This is a genomic window from Modestobacter roseus, from assembly GCF_007994135.1.
In the GTDB taxonomy this organism is placed as follows: Bacteria; Actinomycetota; Actinomycetes; order Mycobacteriales; family Geodermatophilaceae; genus Modestobacter; species Modestobacter roseus.
The window spans coordinates 1145911-1159947 of the sequence record NZ_VLKF01000001.1; the positions used below are offsets into that span (position 1 = coordinate 1145911).

16 protein-coding genes are annotated in these 14037 nt (G+C 74.5%); 7 read left to right on the forward strand and 9 right to left on the reverse strand.

Annotated elements, in window-relative coordinates; translation table 11 throughout:
* Positions 1-3 precede the first annotated feature (3 nt).
* From JD78_RS05510 to JD78_RS05530, 5 genes are all read right to left on the reverse strand, one after another.
* Positions 4-420, reverse strand: a complete 417-nt coding sequence (locus JD78_RS05510; RefSeq protein ID WP_153362572.1) for a hypothetical protein — start codon at positions 418-420, stop codon at positions 4-6.
* Between the two features lie 135 nt (positions 421-555).
* Positions 556-1977, reverse strand: coding sequence for a hypothetical protein (locus JD78_RS05515; RefSeq protein ID WP_153362571.1), 1422 nt, complete (start codon positions 1975-1977; stop codon positions 556-558).
* Positions 1977-2474 (reverse strand): SigE family RNA polymerase sigma factor, encoded by a 498-nt coding sequence (locus tag JD78_RS05520; RefSeq protein WP_166521016.1) that lies wholly within the window; start codon positions 2472-2474, stop codon positions 1977-1979. The genes JD78_RS05515 and JD78_RS05520 overlap by 1 nt, the downstream gene beginning before the upstream one ends.
* A 202-nt stretch (positions 2475-2676) precedes the next feature.
* Positions 2677-3471: a hypothetical protein gene (locus JD78_RS05525; RefSeq protein ID WP_166521017.1), complete on the reverse strand. Its 795-nt coding sequence runs from the start codon at positions 3469-3471 to the stop codon at positions 2677-2679.
* A gap of 108 nt (positions 3472-3579) precedes the next feature.
* Positions 3580-5025, reverse strand: coding sequence for an MFS transporter (locus tag JD78_RS05530; RefSeq protein ID WP_166521018.1), 1446 nt, complete (start codon positions 5023-5025; stop codon positions 3580-3582).
* A gap of 208 nt (positions 5026-5233) precedes the next feature.
* Here JD78_RS05530 and JD78_RS05535 point away from each other — a divergent pair, with 208 nt between their 5' ends.
* Positions 5234-5761 (forward strand): DinB family protein, encoded by a 528-nt coding sequence (locus tag JD78_RS05535; RefSeq protein WP_166521019.1) that lies wholly within the window; start codon positions 5234-5236, stop codon positions 5759-5761.
* A gap of 94 nt (positions 5762-5855) precedes the next feature.
* Here the strand turns inward: JD78_RS05535 and JD78_RS05540 are convergent, their stop codons facing one another.
* The 3 genes from JD78_RS05540 to JD78_RS05550 all read right to left on the reverse strand — a co-directional run bounded on the left by JD78_RS05540 (position 5856) and on the right by JD78_RS05550 (position 8606).
* A complete protein-coding gene (locus JD78_RS05540; protein ID WP_166521020.1) occupies positions 5856-6731 on the reverse strand; it encodes a formate/nitrite transporter family protein in 876 nt (291 codons plus the stop codon).
* 66 nt (positions 6732-6797) lie between these two features.
* Entirely contained in the window at positions 6798-7247 is a 450-nt protein-coding gene (gene cynS, locus JD78_RS05545; protein WP_153362134.1) for a cyanase, read from the reverse strand.
* 219 nt (positions 7248-7466) lie between these two features.
* Complete coding sequence (locus JD78_RS05550; protein ID WP_228395395.1) at positions 7467-8606, reverse strand: uroporphyrinogen-III synthase; 1140 nt, start codon at positions 8604-8606, stop codon at positions 7467-7469.
* A gap of 102 nt (positions 8607-8708) precedes the next feature.
* On the opposite strand from JD78_RS05550, the gene JD78_RS05555 reads away from it, so the two are divergent.
* The 6 genes from JD78_RS05555 to JD78_RS05580 all read left to right on the forward strand — a co-directional run bounded on the left by JD78_RS05555 (position 8709) and on the right by JD78_RS05580 (position 12668).
* Positions 8709-9290: a PH domain-containing protein gene (locus JD78_RS05555; RefSeq protein WP_228395394.1), complete on the forward strand. Its 582-nt coding sequence runs from the start codon at positions 8709-8711 to the stop codon at positions 9288-9290.
* 280 nt (positions 9291-9570) lie between these two features.
* Positions 9571-10209: a translation initiation factor IF-3 gene (infC, locus tag JD78_RS05560; protein WP_153362133.1), complete on the forward strand. Its 639-nt coding sequence runs from the start codon at positions 9571-9573 to the stop codon at positions 10207-10209.
* A gap of 83 nt (positions 10210-10292) precedes the next feature.
* Entirely contained in the window at positions 10293-10487 is a 195-nt protein-coding gene (gene rpmI, locus JD78_RS05565; protein WP_153362132.1) for a 50S ribosomal protein L35, read from the forward strand.
* A gap of 36 nt (positions 10488-10523) precedes the next feature.
* Positions 10524-10916 carry a 50S ribosomal protein L20 gene (rplT, locus tag JD78_RS05570; RefSeq protein ID WP_153362131.1) on the forward strand — a complete coding sequence of 131 codons (393 nt, stop codon included), beginning with the start codon at positions 10524-10526 and terminating at the stop codon, positions 10914-10916.
* Between the two features lie 100 nt (positions 10917-11016).
* On the forward strand, positions 11017-11823 hold the full coding sequence (locus JD78_RS05575; protein WP_153362130.1) for a TrmH family RNA methyltransferase: 807 nt from the start codon (positions 11017-11019) through the stop codon (positions 11821-11823).
* A gap of 5 nt (positions 11824-11828) precedes the next feature.
* Positions 11829-12668, forward strand: coding sequence for a metallophosphoesterase (locus JD78_RS05580; RefSeq protein WP_166521021.1), 840 nt, complete (start codon positions 11829-11831; stop codon positions 12666-12668).
* A 4-nt stretch (positions 12669-12672) separates the two neighbouring features.
* Here JD78_RS05580 and JD78_RS05585 read toward each other — a convergent pair whose 3' ends face one another.
* Entirely contained in the window at positions 12673-14031 is a 1359-nt protein-coding gene (locus tag JD78_RS05585; RefSeq protein ID WP_208103992.1) for a sodium/calcium exchanger protein, read from the reverse strand.
* Positions 14032-14037 lie beyond the last annotated feature (6 nt).

Consider the following 14037-nt stretch of genomic DNA (forward strand, 5'->3'; position numbering starts at 1 on the left):
CGATCACGGCGCCGGCACCTCGACGGCCGCCTCGGCGGGACCGCCGCACTCCTCGGTGCCACCCACCCGCACCCAGTCGAGGTCGGCGTCCCGTTCGGCGAGCACCGCGCCGTCCGCGGCGAGCACCGTGACGACGACGGAGTCCGGACTGGTCATCGGGAAGGCCACGGACGCCGTGCCGCCGGCGACGTCGGCGACGAGTTCCCGCCCTTCCACGGCCGGCTGGTCCTCCCGGACCTCCAGCGTGCAGGGGCTGGGGCAGGTCACCAGGACCGACACCGGGTCGCCTGCCGCCCACTCACCGGGCAGTTCGACCCTGAGCCCGTTGCTCCAGCCGATCGCCGGGCAGGCGGTCTGGACGAGCGGACCGCACCCACTGAGCAGCCCGACGAGCAGCACGGCGCCCGCCGCGCGCCTCACGGCGTCCCCGCAACAGGCCGGGGCAGCGGAGGCCGCGGGCGGGCCGGCCGCCGAAGCGCAGGCAGCGGCCGGGTCCGCGCCTCCTCGGCCAGCTGGCGCGCCGCGATCACCGACGCAGGTTCCGTGGCCGCCACGTCAGTTGCCGCCGCCCGGGGTCGCGGCGATGGCCTCCAGGCCGTTGTACCCCAGCGGGCGGGTGCTGCCCACCGACTGTCCAGCGGCCAGGAACTCCACGCCCTCCACGTCCACCGACGGGGGCAGGACGGCGACGCCGTCGACGAGGCCCACCTGCTGAAGCACGGCGCCTGCGCCGTCGAGGAGGCGGGCGGAGTCGGCGGCCGGGGGGCCGATCAGGACCAGGCTCTCGATCGGATCGGTTCCCTGCAGGAACGGCGCGCTGCAGCGGAGTGCGAACACCTGATCGGACAGCGCCGGACCGCCTGCGCGGAGGTCGGTGGCGCACCAGGTGCTGGCGACGGTCCCGTCGGCGGAGGTCGCGGCGAGCACCGCCTCCAGGTAGACCGAGCCCGAGGGGAGCGTTGCGGCGAGCAGGTCCACCCGGGCCGTGTCCGCGGTGGAGGCCGGCACGTCCCCTCGCCAGACGACCGTGAACTCCAGCTCCTCCGCCGGCAGCCCGGTGATCTCCAGGACGTGGTCGATGGCACCGGTCAGCACCGGCCCGCGGTCCCCTGGCTCGCCCCGCAGCCAGGTCACCGGGACATCGTCCGCTGCTGAGGCCCCGACCGAACGGTGGGTGCTGGGCATGGCGGTGGTCACCTCCGCGCCGTCCCGGGTGACCCGGTAGCGCAGCGCCTCGTCGTAGGTGCCCGCTGCTGGTGGCAGCACCACGGTGGCAACGCCGTTCGGCGCGTCGACCGGGTCGAAGCTGCGGCTCACGGCGCCGTCGGCGTGCACCTCCGGTCGTCGGGACAACGAGATCTCATCGCCCGGTGCGGCCACGACGACCAGCGCGCCGGTGCCCGCGTCGGACAGGGCGACCGGGGACGCGGCGTCGGTCCCGCTCAGCAGAGACGTCGGCTGCAGCTGCGCGGCCTCGGCACCGGCCGGTCCGGTGAACCAGGCGGCGGCGACCCGGTCCTCCCGCTCCGGGTCCGTGCCGGCCACCAGCGCCCACCGCGCGCCGGCCACCTCGCCGGCGAAGACGACGCGCCGGGACGCCAGCGGCGGGTCGACCTCAGCGGTCGGCGCGTCCGGGTCGTCGGCCTCGGTCCAGGTCAGGCGGCGCACGTCCTCGACGAACGCGGTGTCGGCGGCGAGAGACCCGCGGGTCGGTCCGGAGAGCACGTCGGCCTCGGCCGGGACCGGGACGTCGGCAACGACCGGGGTGGCGACAGACGCACGCTCTGCCGGTGACAGCAGGGAGGGCACGACGACCACGACCCCGGCGACCACGGCGGCGACCGCGGTCAGCGCGAAGGCCTGCCGCCGCTGGGCCCGGTGCCGGGTCACCACGGCGTCGGCGAGGTCGTGGCGCGGCGGCGGGGACGTGCGGTCGGCCAGCCGGTGCAGCCGCTCGTGCAGGTCGGTGGGTTCCATCAGGCTCGTTCCTCCCGGGCGGCGTACGCCGGTGGGCTCAGCAGCTCGCGCAACCGGGCCAGCCCCCGCGCGGTCTGCGTGTTCACGGTGCTGGCCGAGCAGCCCATCGCCGCCGCGGTCTGCTGCTCGGACAGGTCGGCGTAGTAGCGCAGGACGACGGCAGTGCGCATGCGCGGGGGCAGGGCGCGCAGCGCGGCCCGCAGCTCCTCGTCGTCCTCCGTCGCGGGGGGCGCGGCCCGGTCGGGCAGCTGCTCGACGACCTGTTCGGTGGTCGACAGCCGCCGTCGCCAGCTGGTGTGGCTGGTCACCAGCACCCGCCGGACGTAGGCGGTCGGGTCACCGGTGCAGGTGACCCGGCCCCAGTGTCGGTAGCTCTTCAGCAGCGCCGTCTGCACCAAGTCCTCCGCGTGCCCTCGGTCCCCGGCCAGCAGGACGGCGAGCCGCAGCAGCGCTGCCTGCTCCCGGGACACGAAGTCCTCGAAGCTCAGCCCGTCCACCCGTGCTCCTCCCGCTGGTCGCTCACCCGTCTACACGCGGTGGGCGGCTCGGCGGACCCACAACGGTGATCACGAACGGGTCACGATGCGGCCGGCGGCGACGTCCCCCTGCAGCAACGGGCGTCCTCCCGCACCAACGTCGGTGCAGGGGGAAGGGCTTCGATCAGGGCACCTGATCAAAGCCACGCGCGGGGGTCCTTCGTCAGGCGGGCGGGAGGTCCAGGTCCGCGAGGGCGGTGGCGACGTCGTCGTCCCGGACGAAGTCCAGCGCGAGCAGCCGGTGCACCAGCACGCCGCGACGGGTCAGCCGCAGGTCCGCGGGGCGCAGCCGCGGCCGCACCGCCCCCGGCCGGGCGACGGCGGGCGCGGGGTCGAGGAGCCCGGCGCGCTGCAGGTCGGCGACGTCCTCGCGGGCGCCCCACGCCGTCCAGGCGCGCGGCTCGTCCTCGAGCGCCCCGGTCGGCAGCGGCGTGCGGTCCCGCCGGCCGACCGCGGCGAGGAACACCAGCTGCCGCCAGCTGCAGGACTCGGCCAGCTGCAGCGCCCGGGTGGCGAGCGCCGGGTCGACGTCGGGGGAGACGGCGGTCTCGGCCAGCAGGTAGCCCAGGTGCCGCACCTGCCGCTCCTCGGGTGTGCGGCGGGCGGCCTGCACCACCGACTCCGCCAGCCGTTCGGCGGCCGACCGGGTCGCGACGGTGGCCGCGAAGAAGCCGTCCCGCCGCACGTGCCGGCCCTGCTGCCCGCGGGTGACCGAGAGCTCGGCGGCGAAGGCGAGGGCGGCGCCGGCGCGGGCCCGCTCCCAGAGCAGCGGCAGGTCGGCCGCGCCGGTGGCCGCGTCGCGCAGGCAGGCGGCCAGCCGGTCGTCCAGGCGGACGGCGCCCGGTCCGTCGCCGAACAGCAGCTCGGCCACCGTGCGGCTCATCGACCCGGCCACCAGCTCGCCGGTCTCGACCAGCGACCGTGCCGGCGGCGTCTCGCCGTCCAGGGAGTCCCTCACGCGGTGATCATGGCGGCTGGGTGCCGCCGGCGCACCTGCCGACGGCGGCCGCCTCCCCACCGCGGGGCAGCCGGGGACCTCCTGGGGGAACGGCCGCCCCGCGGCGGGTCACACGCCGGCCTGCTGCATCAGCGTGCCGCGGCGCAGGTAGACGAACCAGGTCACCGCCACGCAGGCCACGTAGAAGGCGCAGAAGGCGCCCAGCGCCGTCCCGACCCCGCCGGTCGCGCTGTAGGACTCGGAGATGATCCGCGGGATGAAGACCGCGCCCAGCGCGCCGACGGCGGAGATGATGCCGACCGCGGCGGCAGTGTCCCGCCGGGCCCGGTACATCGTCTGCGCCGGGGTCTCGCCGGTGCTGGCGGCGGCCGCCTCGGCGCGGTAGATGATCGGGATCATCCGGTAGGTGGAGCCGTTGGTCATGCCGACGATCCCGAACAGCACCAGGAAGCTGAGCAGGAACCCGGCGAAGCTGCCGGCGTTCACGAAGGCGATCGCCACCCCGATGGCCAGGGCCTGGCCGACGAAGGTCACCACGGTCACCCGCGCCCCGCCCACCCGGTCGGCGAGCAGCCCGCCCAGCGGCCGGGTGAGCGAGCCGACCAGCGGCCCGAGGAACGCGTACTGGTAGGTGTTCGCGGCGAACTCGTTGGCCAGCACCAGCGGGAAGGCGCCGGAGAAGCCGATGAACGAGCCGAAGGCGCCGATGTACAGGAAGGACATGATCCAGGTCTGCTTGCGCCGGGTGATCGCGGCCTGGGCGCCGATGTTGGCCTTGGCGCCGGAGAGGTTGTGCATGCCGAACCAGGCGCCGGCCATCGCCAGCAGGATGAACGGCACCCAGATCAGCGCCACGTTCTGCACGTAGCGGTCCGCGCCGTCCTCGGTGGTGCCGGTGACCCCGCCGACGACGGCGAGCGCCCCGGCCCCGGCGGCCAGCGGGCCCACCAGCTGGATGATCGCGACGCCGATGTTCCCGCCGGCGGCGTTCAGCCCGAGCGCGAAGCCCTTCTCCTTGTCCGGGTAGAAGAAGGAGATGTTGGCCATCGACGAGGCGAAGTTGCCGCCGCCGAACCCGCAGGTGATCGCGGTCAGCACCCAGAACCAGTAGGGCTGGTCGGTGGTCGCGGCGACGACGAGCAGCGTCACCGGCAGCAGCAGCAGCGCGGCGCTGACCACCGTCCAGTTCCGGCCGCCGAACAGCGCTGGCATGAACGTGTAGGGCACCCGCATGATCGCCCCGACCAGCCCGGCCGTGGCGACCAGCCAGAACAGCTGGTTGCTGGTGAACCCGTAGCCGATCGAGGCGAGCACGGCCGTGGAGACGCTGAACAGCTGCCAGACGCTGAACCCGATGTTCTCCGCGAACACCGACCAGACGAGGTTGCGCCGGGCGACCGGCTTGCCCTGCGGAGAGGCCCAGAAGGCGGGGTCCTCCGGGTCGTAGTGGTCGATCCAGCGGCCACCGACCCGGGCGACCGGCCCGTTGCCGGCCGGCGGGGCCGGGGTGGGTGCGACGGCGACGCCGGCGCGGTCGAGCTGGGTGTCTGTCATGGCGTCATCCCCTGGTGGAACCGGTGGGCAGCTGGCGGCCCGCGGCGGCGCTGCGGCGAGTGCGGCTGACGCTAGGAACCGGCCGTTTCCGTCCGGACGCGGTCAGGTCACCGGGGCGGAACATGTGCCGCACGCCGCCGCCTCGGTGGTCGTGAGCACCCGCCGGGGAACGCCCGGTCCTGTCACACCACCGCCCTACGGTGCGCGCATGACGGGACGAGCGGTGCTGCCGGTGTTGCTGCGCGGGTACGACGACGCCTGGGAACGGCTGGCCGCCCGGGTCGGCGGGCTGACCGACGAGGAGTACCTCTGGGAGCCGGTCCGGTCTGCCTGGAGCGTCCGTCCCGGCGACACGGGGGAGTGGCTGGCCGACGGGGCGGTCCCCGATCCGGACCCCGCGCCGGTCACGACCATCGCCTGGCGCACCTGGCACCTCGCCGCGGACTGCCTGGCCGACTACCTGAGCCGTTCCCCGGCCGGCCGGCCGCTACCCGACCGCGGCCGGGGCTGGCACGGCGCGGCCGCACCGGCGCTGGTCGAGCTGGCCGCGGCGGCGACGGCCTTCCGGACGGCGATGACCGACCTGGGGGAGGACGGGATCTGGCAGCCGTTGGGCCCGGCCTGGGGGCCGTTCGGGGAAGCGTCCTGGGCCGACCTGCTGGTGCACGCCACCGACGAGCTGGCCCACCACGGAGCCGAGATCGCGCTGCTGCGCGACCTCTTCCGCTGGCGCTGAACCCTCGGGACACACGGCGGAGGGCGGCCCACCCGGGTCGGGTGGACCGCCCTCACCAGGCGGAGCAGGGGTCAGCGGGTTCCGTCGGGGACGATCACTGCATCCCGACGGGCGTGGTGTCGGCCGGCACGGCCGCGTCCGGGGGGAGGTCGCTGGTCAGCAGCGGCTTGCGGCTGGCGCCGGTGCGGGCGTGCGTGGCGTAGAGGGTGAGCCCGACGAAGGCCAGCCCGCCCACCAGGTTGCCGACGACGGTCGGGATCTCGTTCCAGACCAGGTAGTCGCCGATCGAGAAGTCCCCGCCCAGCAGCAGCCCCGAGGGGAACAGGAACATGTTGACGATCGAGTGCTCGAAGCCCATGTAGAAGAACAGCAGGATGGGCATCCACATCGCGATCACTTTGCCGGAGACCGAGGTCGACATCATCGCGGCGACGACGCCGGTGGAGACCATCCAGTTGCACAGCACGCCGCGCAGGAACAGCGTCAGCATCCCGGCGGCGCCGTACTCGGCGTAGCCGACGGTCCGGCCCTCACCGATCGTGCCGATGGCCTGGCCGACCTCGTTCGGGGGCATCGCGAAGCCGTAGGTGAAGATCACCGCCATGATCACCGCGACGGTGAACGCGCCGGCGAAGTTGCCGGTGAAGACCAGGCCCCAGTTGCGCAGCATGCCGCGGACGGTCACCCCGGGCCGCTTGTCGAACAGGGCCAGCGGCACCAGCGTGAAGACGCCGGTGAGCAGGTCGAACCCGAGCAGGTAGAGCAGGCAGAAGCCGACCGGGAACAGCAGGGCGCCGACGATCGGCTGGCCGGTCTGCACGGTGACGGTGACCGCGAAGGCGGCGGCCAGGGCGAGGATCGCCCCGGCCATGAAGGCGCGGATCAGGGTGTCGCGGGTGGCCATGAAGACCTTGGCCTCGCCGGCGTCGATCATCTTGGTGACGAAGTCCTTGGGCGCCACGTAGGACATGCGGGTGCTCCTCGTTGGACGGGTGCGGGGAGGACGGGTGCAGCGGGCGCGCTCAGCGCGCCGGGGTCACCAGCGGTAGTCCAGGAACTTGCCGTCGAGGGTGATGACCACCCGGTCACCGTCGGGGTGGGGACGGCGCGCGACGTCGACGTTGAAGTTGATCGCGCTCATGATCCCGTCGCCGAACTCCTCGTGGATCAGCTCCTTGAGCGCCGGGCCGTAGACCGACAGCGCCTCGGTGAGCCGGTAGATCGTCGGGTCGGCCATCCGGGCGGGATCGGTGCCGCGGGAGGGCTGCAGCTGCAGGCTCTCCGCCACGGTCTCGTCCAGGCCGAGCAGCTTGGCGGCGAGCTCGGCCTGGTGCTTGCTCATCGGGTGCTGCCCCAGCAGTGCAGCGGTGGTCCACACGACCGGTGCGCCGATCTCCTCGGCGAGCTGGGCCCAGGTGAGCCCCCGGCGGATCCGCGCGGCGACGACCAGGTCGGCGGCGTCGGACTTGGACAGGATCGGGGTCATCAGGGTGATCGCGCTCCTCGCAGGACGGGCGGTCGGCAGCCGCCTCGGTCGGGATGCGAGGAACGCTAGGAACGGGGCGTTTCCGCACCGGCGCGGTCCGGTGACCGCTGCGGAACAGTCACCGCACACCGCCTGGGTGCCCGCTGTGAGGTGCCGTGCGGCCCTCCTGCAGGGGCCCGGCGCGAGCTCGCGAGCGTCGGGGGGCAGGAGGGCCCTTCGTCAGACCGCCAGGCGGTACCCGCGCTTCACCACTGTCTCGACCACCGGCGCTGCCAGCGCCGCGCGCAGCCGGGTCACCGCCATCTCCACCGCGTGCGCGTCGCCCCCACCGGACAGCTCGGCGAGCAGGTCGGGGCGGGAGACGACGACCCCGGGCCGGCGGGCCAGCGCCCGCAGCACCGCCATCGGCCCCGGGGGCAGCTCGACCAGCCGGCCGTCGAGGACGGCGGCGTGCCCCCGCACCTGGAGGGTGTGGGCCCCGGAGGTGAGCACCGGGTGCCGGGCCGGCAGCTGGGCGACGACCTCCCGGGCCAGCGCCCCGAGCCGGGCCCGGGTGGGCTGCACCGAGCGGATGCCGGCGGCCTCGAGCGGCCCGGCGGTCACCGGGCCGACGGCGACCGGCAGGACCGCGTCGGCGAACGCGGCGAGCACCCCGGCGCGGACGCCCTCGTCGGCGGAGACCTGCAGCAGGCTGGCCGCGGCCGGCGCGCTGGTGAAGGTGACGGCGTCGACCCCGCGAGCGGCGATCGCGGTGACCAGCCGGCGCAGCGGGGCGGTGTCCTCCGGCAGCACCCACCGGTAGACCGGCACCCGCACCACCTCGGCGCCGGCCCGTTCCAGGCCGGCCACGAGCTCGGGCAGCGGGTCGCCGTGCAGCTGGACGGCGATCCGGCGTCCCGGCAGCGGGCCCTCGGCGCCGGACAGCAGGTGCGAGAGCACCTCGGCGGAGCTCTCGGACTCGGGGGACCAGGCGTCGACCAGCCCGGCGCCGCGGATGGCGCCGCGGGCCTTCGGGCCGCGGGCCAGCACCCGGGCGCCCAGCAGGTGCTCGCGCAGCGGCAGGTCCCAGGCGTCGGCGGCCTCCAGCCACCCGCGGAAGCCCACCCCCGTGGTCGCCACGACGAGGTCGACCGGCCGGGCCAGCACGTCCTGGGTGGCCGAGACCAGGTCCGCGTCGTCGGACAGCGGCACGATCCGGATCGCCGGGGCGTAGACCACCCGGGCGCCTCGGCGGTCCAGCAGCGCGCCGAGCTCCTCGCTGCGCCGGGCCGCGGTCACCGCCACCGTGTAACCGGCCAGCGGGAGCAGCTCCTCCACCACGGCGTCGTCCATCGGGTGGTCGAGCGGGCTCTCGGTCACACCCCCATGGTGCGGGGTCGGTGTTCCATCCGTGTGACGCGGCACCCCACCGGTGTCGCACGGGCGCGGCGCGAGGACCTCCCGGCGGTGCAGGATGGAGCCGTGTCCGACACCCCCGAGCCCGACACCTCCGAGCCCGACACCCCCGGGCCCGACACCGCCGAGCCCGACACCTCCGGGCCCGACACCTCCGAGACCGTCGCCGCGTCCCCGCCGGTCACCGCCGTCCCCCGCCGGCTGCGGGTGGTGACCGCCCTCGCCGCGTCCGGCCTGCTCGCGGTCATGATCGTGGTCGCCGTCCTGCTCAAGGAGTCCTCGACCGGGGTCGTCGCCTTCCGCACCTCCGACCAGTTCGCCATGGTCGGGCTCGGAGTCGCACTCGCTGCCGGGGTGCTGGTGCTGGGCCGTTCCCGGGTGCAGGCCGACGCCGACGGGATCCGGGTGCGCAACATGCTCGTCGAGCACCAGCTGCCCTGGGAGGCGGTGCGGGCCGTCCGGTTCGACGAGCACTCGCCCTGGGCCAGCCTGCTGCTCAGCAACGGTGACGAGCTGGCGGTCACCGCCGTCCAGGCCACCGACGGGGTGCGGGCCGTCGCCGCCGTCCGGGGGCTGCGGGCGCTGCTCGCCGCCCACCAGGAGCGCACCGCGACACCGGCTCCCGACCTGCTGTACCCCTGGGAATGACGGCCGGGGTGGCGACGCTGTACTGTGGGCGTGCCTCCCCCCGCTACATCGAGGCGCGTGAACCACAGGTGGCCGAGATCCCGCATCCCGGCCACTGACCGAAGAGGAGCCCGCTCCCACCTGGCGCCGTCACAGGCACCCAGGTCCCCGGATCACGCAGGCCGGCCCTGTCGACCTGCGTGAACCGCACGAGCACCCCCGCCCCGGGGTGCTCCGTGTGGCGACCGGCGAGTGGGCCCCGTGAGCAGCAGCTCACGGGGCCTTTGTCGTCCGGCGCCGGGTGGGCCAGCGAACTCCTCACCGCAGCAGCAGAGGAGAGGCCATCACCGAGCCCCGCATCAACGACCGTATCCGCGTCCCCGAGGTCCGCCTGGTCGGTCCCGAGGGCGAGCAGGTCGGCGTCGTGTCGATCGGCGAGGCGCTGCGCCTCGCGCAGGACAGCGAGCTCGACCTCGTCGAGGTCGCGCCCATGGCGCGTCCGCCCGTCGTCAAGCTCATGGACTACGGCAAGTTCAAGTACGAGACCGCGCAGAAGGCCCGCGAGGCCCGGCGCAACCAGGCGCTCACCGTCATCAAGGAGATGCGGCTGCGCCTGAAGATCGACCCGCACGACTACGAGACCAAGAAGGGCCACGTCGAGCGCTTCCTCAAGGGCGGCGACAAGGTCAAGATCACCGTGATGTTCCGCGGTCGCGAGCAGTCCCGCCCGGAGATGGGCTACAAGCTGCTGCAGCGGCTGGCCGGCGACGTCGCCGACCTCGGGGTGGTGGAGTCCAACCCCAAGCAGGACGGCCGGAACATGGTCATGGTGATCGCACCGCACCGGAACCAGGCGGCGACGGACGCGGCGCGGCGGTCCGCCAAGCAGGAGAAGCAGGCGGCCAACGACGCGACCGCGGAGCAGGCGCCCCCGGCCTGATTCAGGCCCGGCACGACACCGACGCACCCGCGCCGGGCAGCAGCCGCTGCCCGGCGCCGGGCAGACACGAACAGGACGCAGAGATGCCGAAGAACAAGACGCACAAGGGCACGGCCAAGCGCATCCGCGTGACGGGCAGCGGGAAGCTGGTGGGTGAGCACACGAACAACCAGCACAAGTTCGAGGCGAAGTCCTCCTCCCGCAAGCGTCGCATCAGCGGCACCGGGGTGCTGTCCAAGGCCGACACCCCCCGGATGAAGAAGCTCCTCGGTCTCTGACCGCCCCTTTCCTGACGAGCAGAACGGAGCTCTCACGTGGCACGCGTGAAGCGGGCGGTCAACGCCCAGAAGAAGCGTCGCACGACCCTCGAGGCGGCCAGCGGCTACCGCGGCCAGCGGTCGCGGCTGTACCGCAAGGCCAAGGAGCAGATCCTCCACTCGGCCACCTACAACTACCGCGACCGCAAGGTCCGCAAGGGTGACTTCCGCAAGCTGTGGATCACCCGGATCAACGCGGCGGCGCGCCAGAACGACATGACCTACAACCGGTTCATGCAGGGCCTCAAGCTCGCCGGCATCGAGCTGGACCGCCGCGTCCTGGCCGAGCTCGCCGTCGCCGAGCCCGCGGCCTTCACGGCACTGGTGGAGTCCGCCCGGGCCGCGCTCGCCGCGAACCCCGAGGCGACCGGCGCCGCCACCGCTGCCTGATCCGCAGCAGCACGAGCACCATCCGACGCCGCCGTGCGCGGGTCCCCGGACCCGCACACGGCGGCGTCGTCGTCCGTCCGCCCTCGAGAGGACCCGCCCCGTGCCCGAACTGCTGACCGAGCGGTCCGCGCGGGTCGCGGCTGCCCGCAAGCTCACCCGCCGCAGCGGCCGGGACGACGCCGGCGCCTTCCTGGCCGAGGGGCGGCAGGCGGTCAGCGAGGCGCTGGCCGAGGCCGGTACGGACCCGGACGCCGTCCGCGTGGTGTTCGTTACCGAGGCTGCCGCGGCCGCGCACCGCGACCTGCTGGCCGCCACCCGGGTGCCGGTGCGGCTGGTCACCGACAAGGCCGCGGCGTCGCTGTCGGAGACGGTCACCCCGCAGGGGCTCGTCGCCGTCTGCCGGCTGCGCGACGTGCCCGCCGGAACGCTGGTGACCGACCCGCCGCGCCTGTCCGTGGCGCTCGCCGAGCTGAACGACCCGGGCAACGCCGGCACCGTGCTGCGCACCGCCGACGCCTGCGGCGCGGGCACCGTCGTCTTCGGTGCCGGCTCCACCGACCCCTACCACGGCAAGGTCGTGCGCAGCAGCGCCGGCAGCCTCTTCCACGTCGACGTCGTGCGGAGCGCCCCGCTGGGAGAGCTCGTCGCCGACCTGCAGGCCGCCGGGGTCACCGTGCTGGCCGCCGACGGCGGGGGAGAGGTGCCCCTGGACGCCGCCGCCGGCGAGGGCCTGCTCGCCGCCCCGGTGCTGTGGCTGTTCGGCAACGAGGCCCGCGGGCTCGACCCGGCGCTGGCGGCGCTGGCCGACGCCCGGGTGCGGGTGCCGATGCGCGGTCGGGCGGAGAGCCTCAACCTCTCCGTCGCCGCGGCCATCTGCCTGTACACCACCCAGCTCGCCCAGGGCTGAGCCGAGTGGGACGCGTCGCGGTCATCGGGGACGTCGGTGGGCACTCGGCGCAGCTGCGCGCGGCGCTGGTCGCCCTCGGTGCCGATCCCCGCAGCGGTCGGCTGCCGGCGGACCTGCAGGTCGTCCAGGTCGGCGACCTGGTGCACCGCGGTCCCGACTCCGCCGGGGTGGTCGCGCTGGTCGACCGGGCGCTCACCGACCAGCCGGACCAGTGGCACCAGCTGGTCGGCAACCACGAGGGCCAGTACGTCGACACGCCTGCCTTCGACTGGCCGGAGGTGCTGCCCGGCGACGTCCAGGACACCCTGCGGCGCTGGTGGCACACCGGCCGGATGCGCACCGCCGCCGCCATCACGGAGTCCGACGGCGGGCAGGTGCTGGTCACCCACGCCGGTCTCACGGCCGGCCTGCACCGCCGCCTCGGCCGCCCGCCGACCGGCGACGAGGCCGCGGCGGCGCTGAACGCGCTGCGGCACGACGACCCGGGCACGCTGTGGCGGGCGGGGACGATGCTCGGTGGCGGGGCGCCGGACCACTCGGCGGGCCCGGTGTGGGCGGAGGCGGGGGCAGAGCTGGCCGCGTCGTGGGTCGCGGACGAGGCGCGCGGGGCGCGGATGCCGTTCAGCCAGGTGCACGGGCACTCCAGCGTCGTCGTCTTCGACCGCGGGGAGCCGCTGCTGTGCGCGCCCGAGCTGCGGGACCGGGTCCGGCTGCAGCAGGCCGACCGGCACGTCGCGGTCAGCGCGGCGGGCGGGCTGCTGATCGGCGTCGACCCGGGGTTCGGGAAGCGCGCCCACCGGCGGTGGGCGCCGCTGGTGTTCTCCGGCGCCGCCGTCACCGCGTGACCGGTCAGCGGGTCGCGGCCTGCTGCTCCTCGTCCTCCGCCTCGAGCTGGTGGAACGGCGTCACCGTGCCGTCCTTGACCAGCTGCCCGGTGCGGCGGCCGTGCCGGACGAACAGGCCGAGCGCGAGCAGCACGTAGAGGCCGGAGAGCACCTGGATCACCAGCCGGTCGACGTCCGTGGACAGCGCGACGCTGGCGACGAACTGGACGACGAACAGCACCAGCAGGGTCGTCGCGCCGCGCCAGGTCAGCCGGAGCGTCACCAGCAGGCTCACCGCGAACAGCGACTGGGCCGCGGTCAGCAGCAGCTCGAGGCGCTGCTGGGTGTCCAGGGGCAGCCCGTGCAGGCTGGTCGAGGAGACCGCGAAGACGATCGGGATGGTGCCCACGAGCAGGGTCCACTGGTTGACCTTGCTCGACAGCAGCGTGCCCAGGGAGTCCGAGGCCTTCAGCCGCCACGCGTACAGGCAGGCGACGATCAGCTCGGGGGACTCGCTCGCCAGCGGCGCGAGCCACTGCACCAGGACGAACTCGTCGACCCCCAGCGTGCTCCCGGTCTCCACCAGCGCGGTGGCGAAGTGCTCCGCGCACAGCAGGATCACCACGCCGGCGGCGGCGAACATCGCCCCGACCCAGGCGTGCCGGGGCCGTCGGGCGTGGCCGGCGACCCACTCGGAGGTGCCGATCAGGTCGGGGTCCTCGGCCGGTGCCTGCGCCAGCCGCCAGGCGTAGACGACGAAGACGGCCACCAGCACCGCCGCGTCGACCAGGGTCAGCGACGTCCGCAGCGGCAGCGTGAGGGAGTAGAGCGTCGCGAAGCCGAGGAAGACCACCTCGGTGGACATGGTCGGCTTCAGGTCCACCCGGCCGGGGGCGGGCAGGTTCGCGGCGGGCTCGCCGGCCTGCCGGTGCCGGCGCGCCGACCACGCCGCGACCAGCACCAGCAGCGGCCAGCCGATGCCGACCAGCACCCGGTTCGCGCCGGTCATGTTGGCCAGGGCGAGCGCGCACGGGTTGCTCCCGTCCCCGCCGCCCGGTGGCACGCACTGGCCCTCGCTCGCGTAGACCTGCCCGGCCTCGAAGGTGAAGACGAAGTCCACCGCGTACTCCGGCAGCACCGCGACCAGCGCCAGCACCGCGAGCGCCAGGCCGGCGCTGACGTCGACCTGGATCGCCTCCGCCGCCCAGGACAGCAGGAAGGCAGCGCCGATGATCGCCGTCCCGAAGACGACGGCGAGCAGGTAGGGCGGCAGTCCGGTGTCGGTGCCCAGGTAGCTCAGCGCGCCCAGGACGGCGCCGGGGAGCGTCACCGCGGCAGCAGCGAGCATCGGGACCGGCGGACGGGCGGATCGGTCCTGCGGCACGAGCGC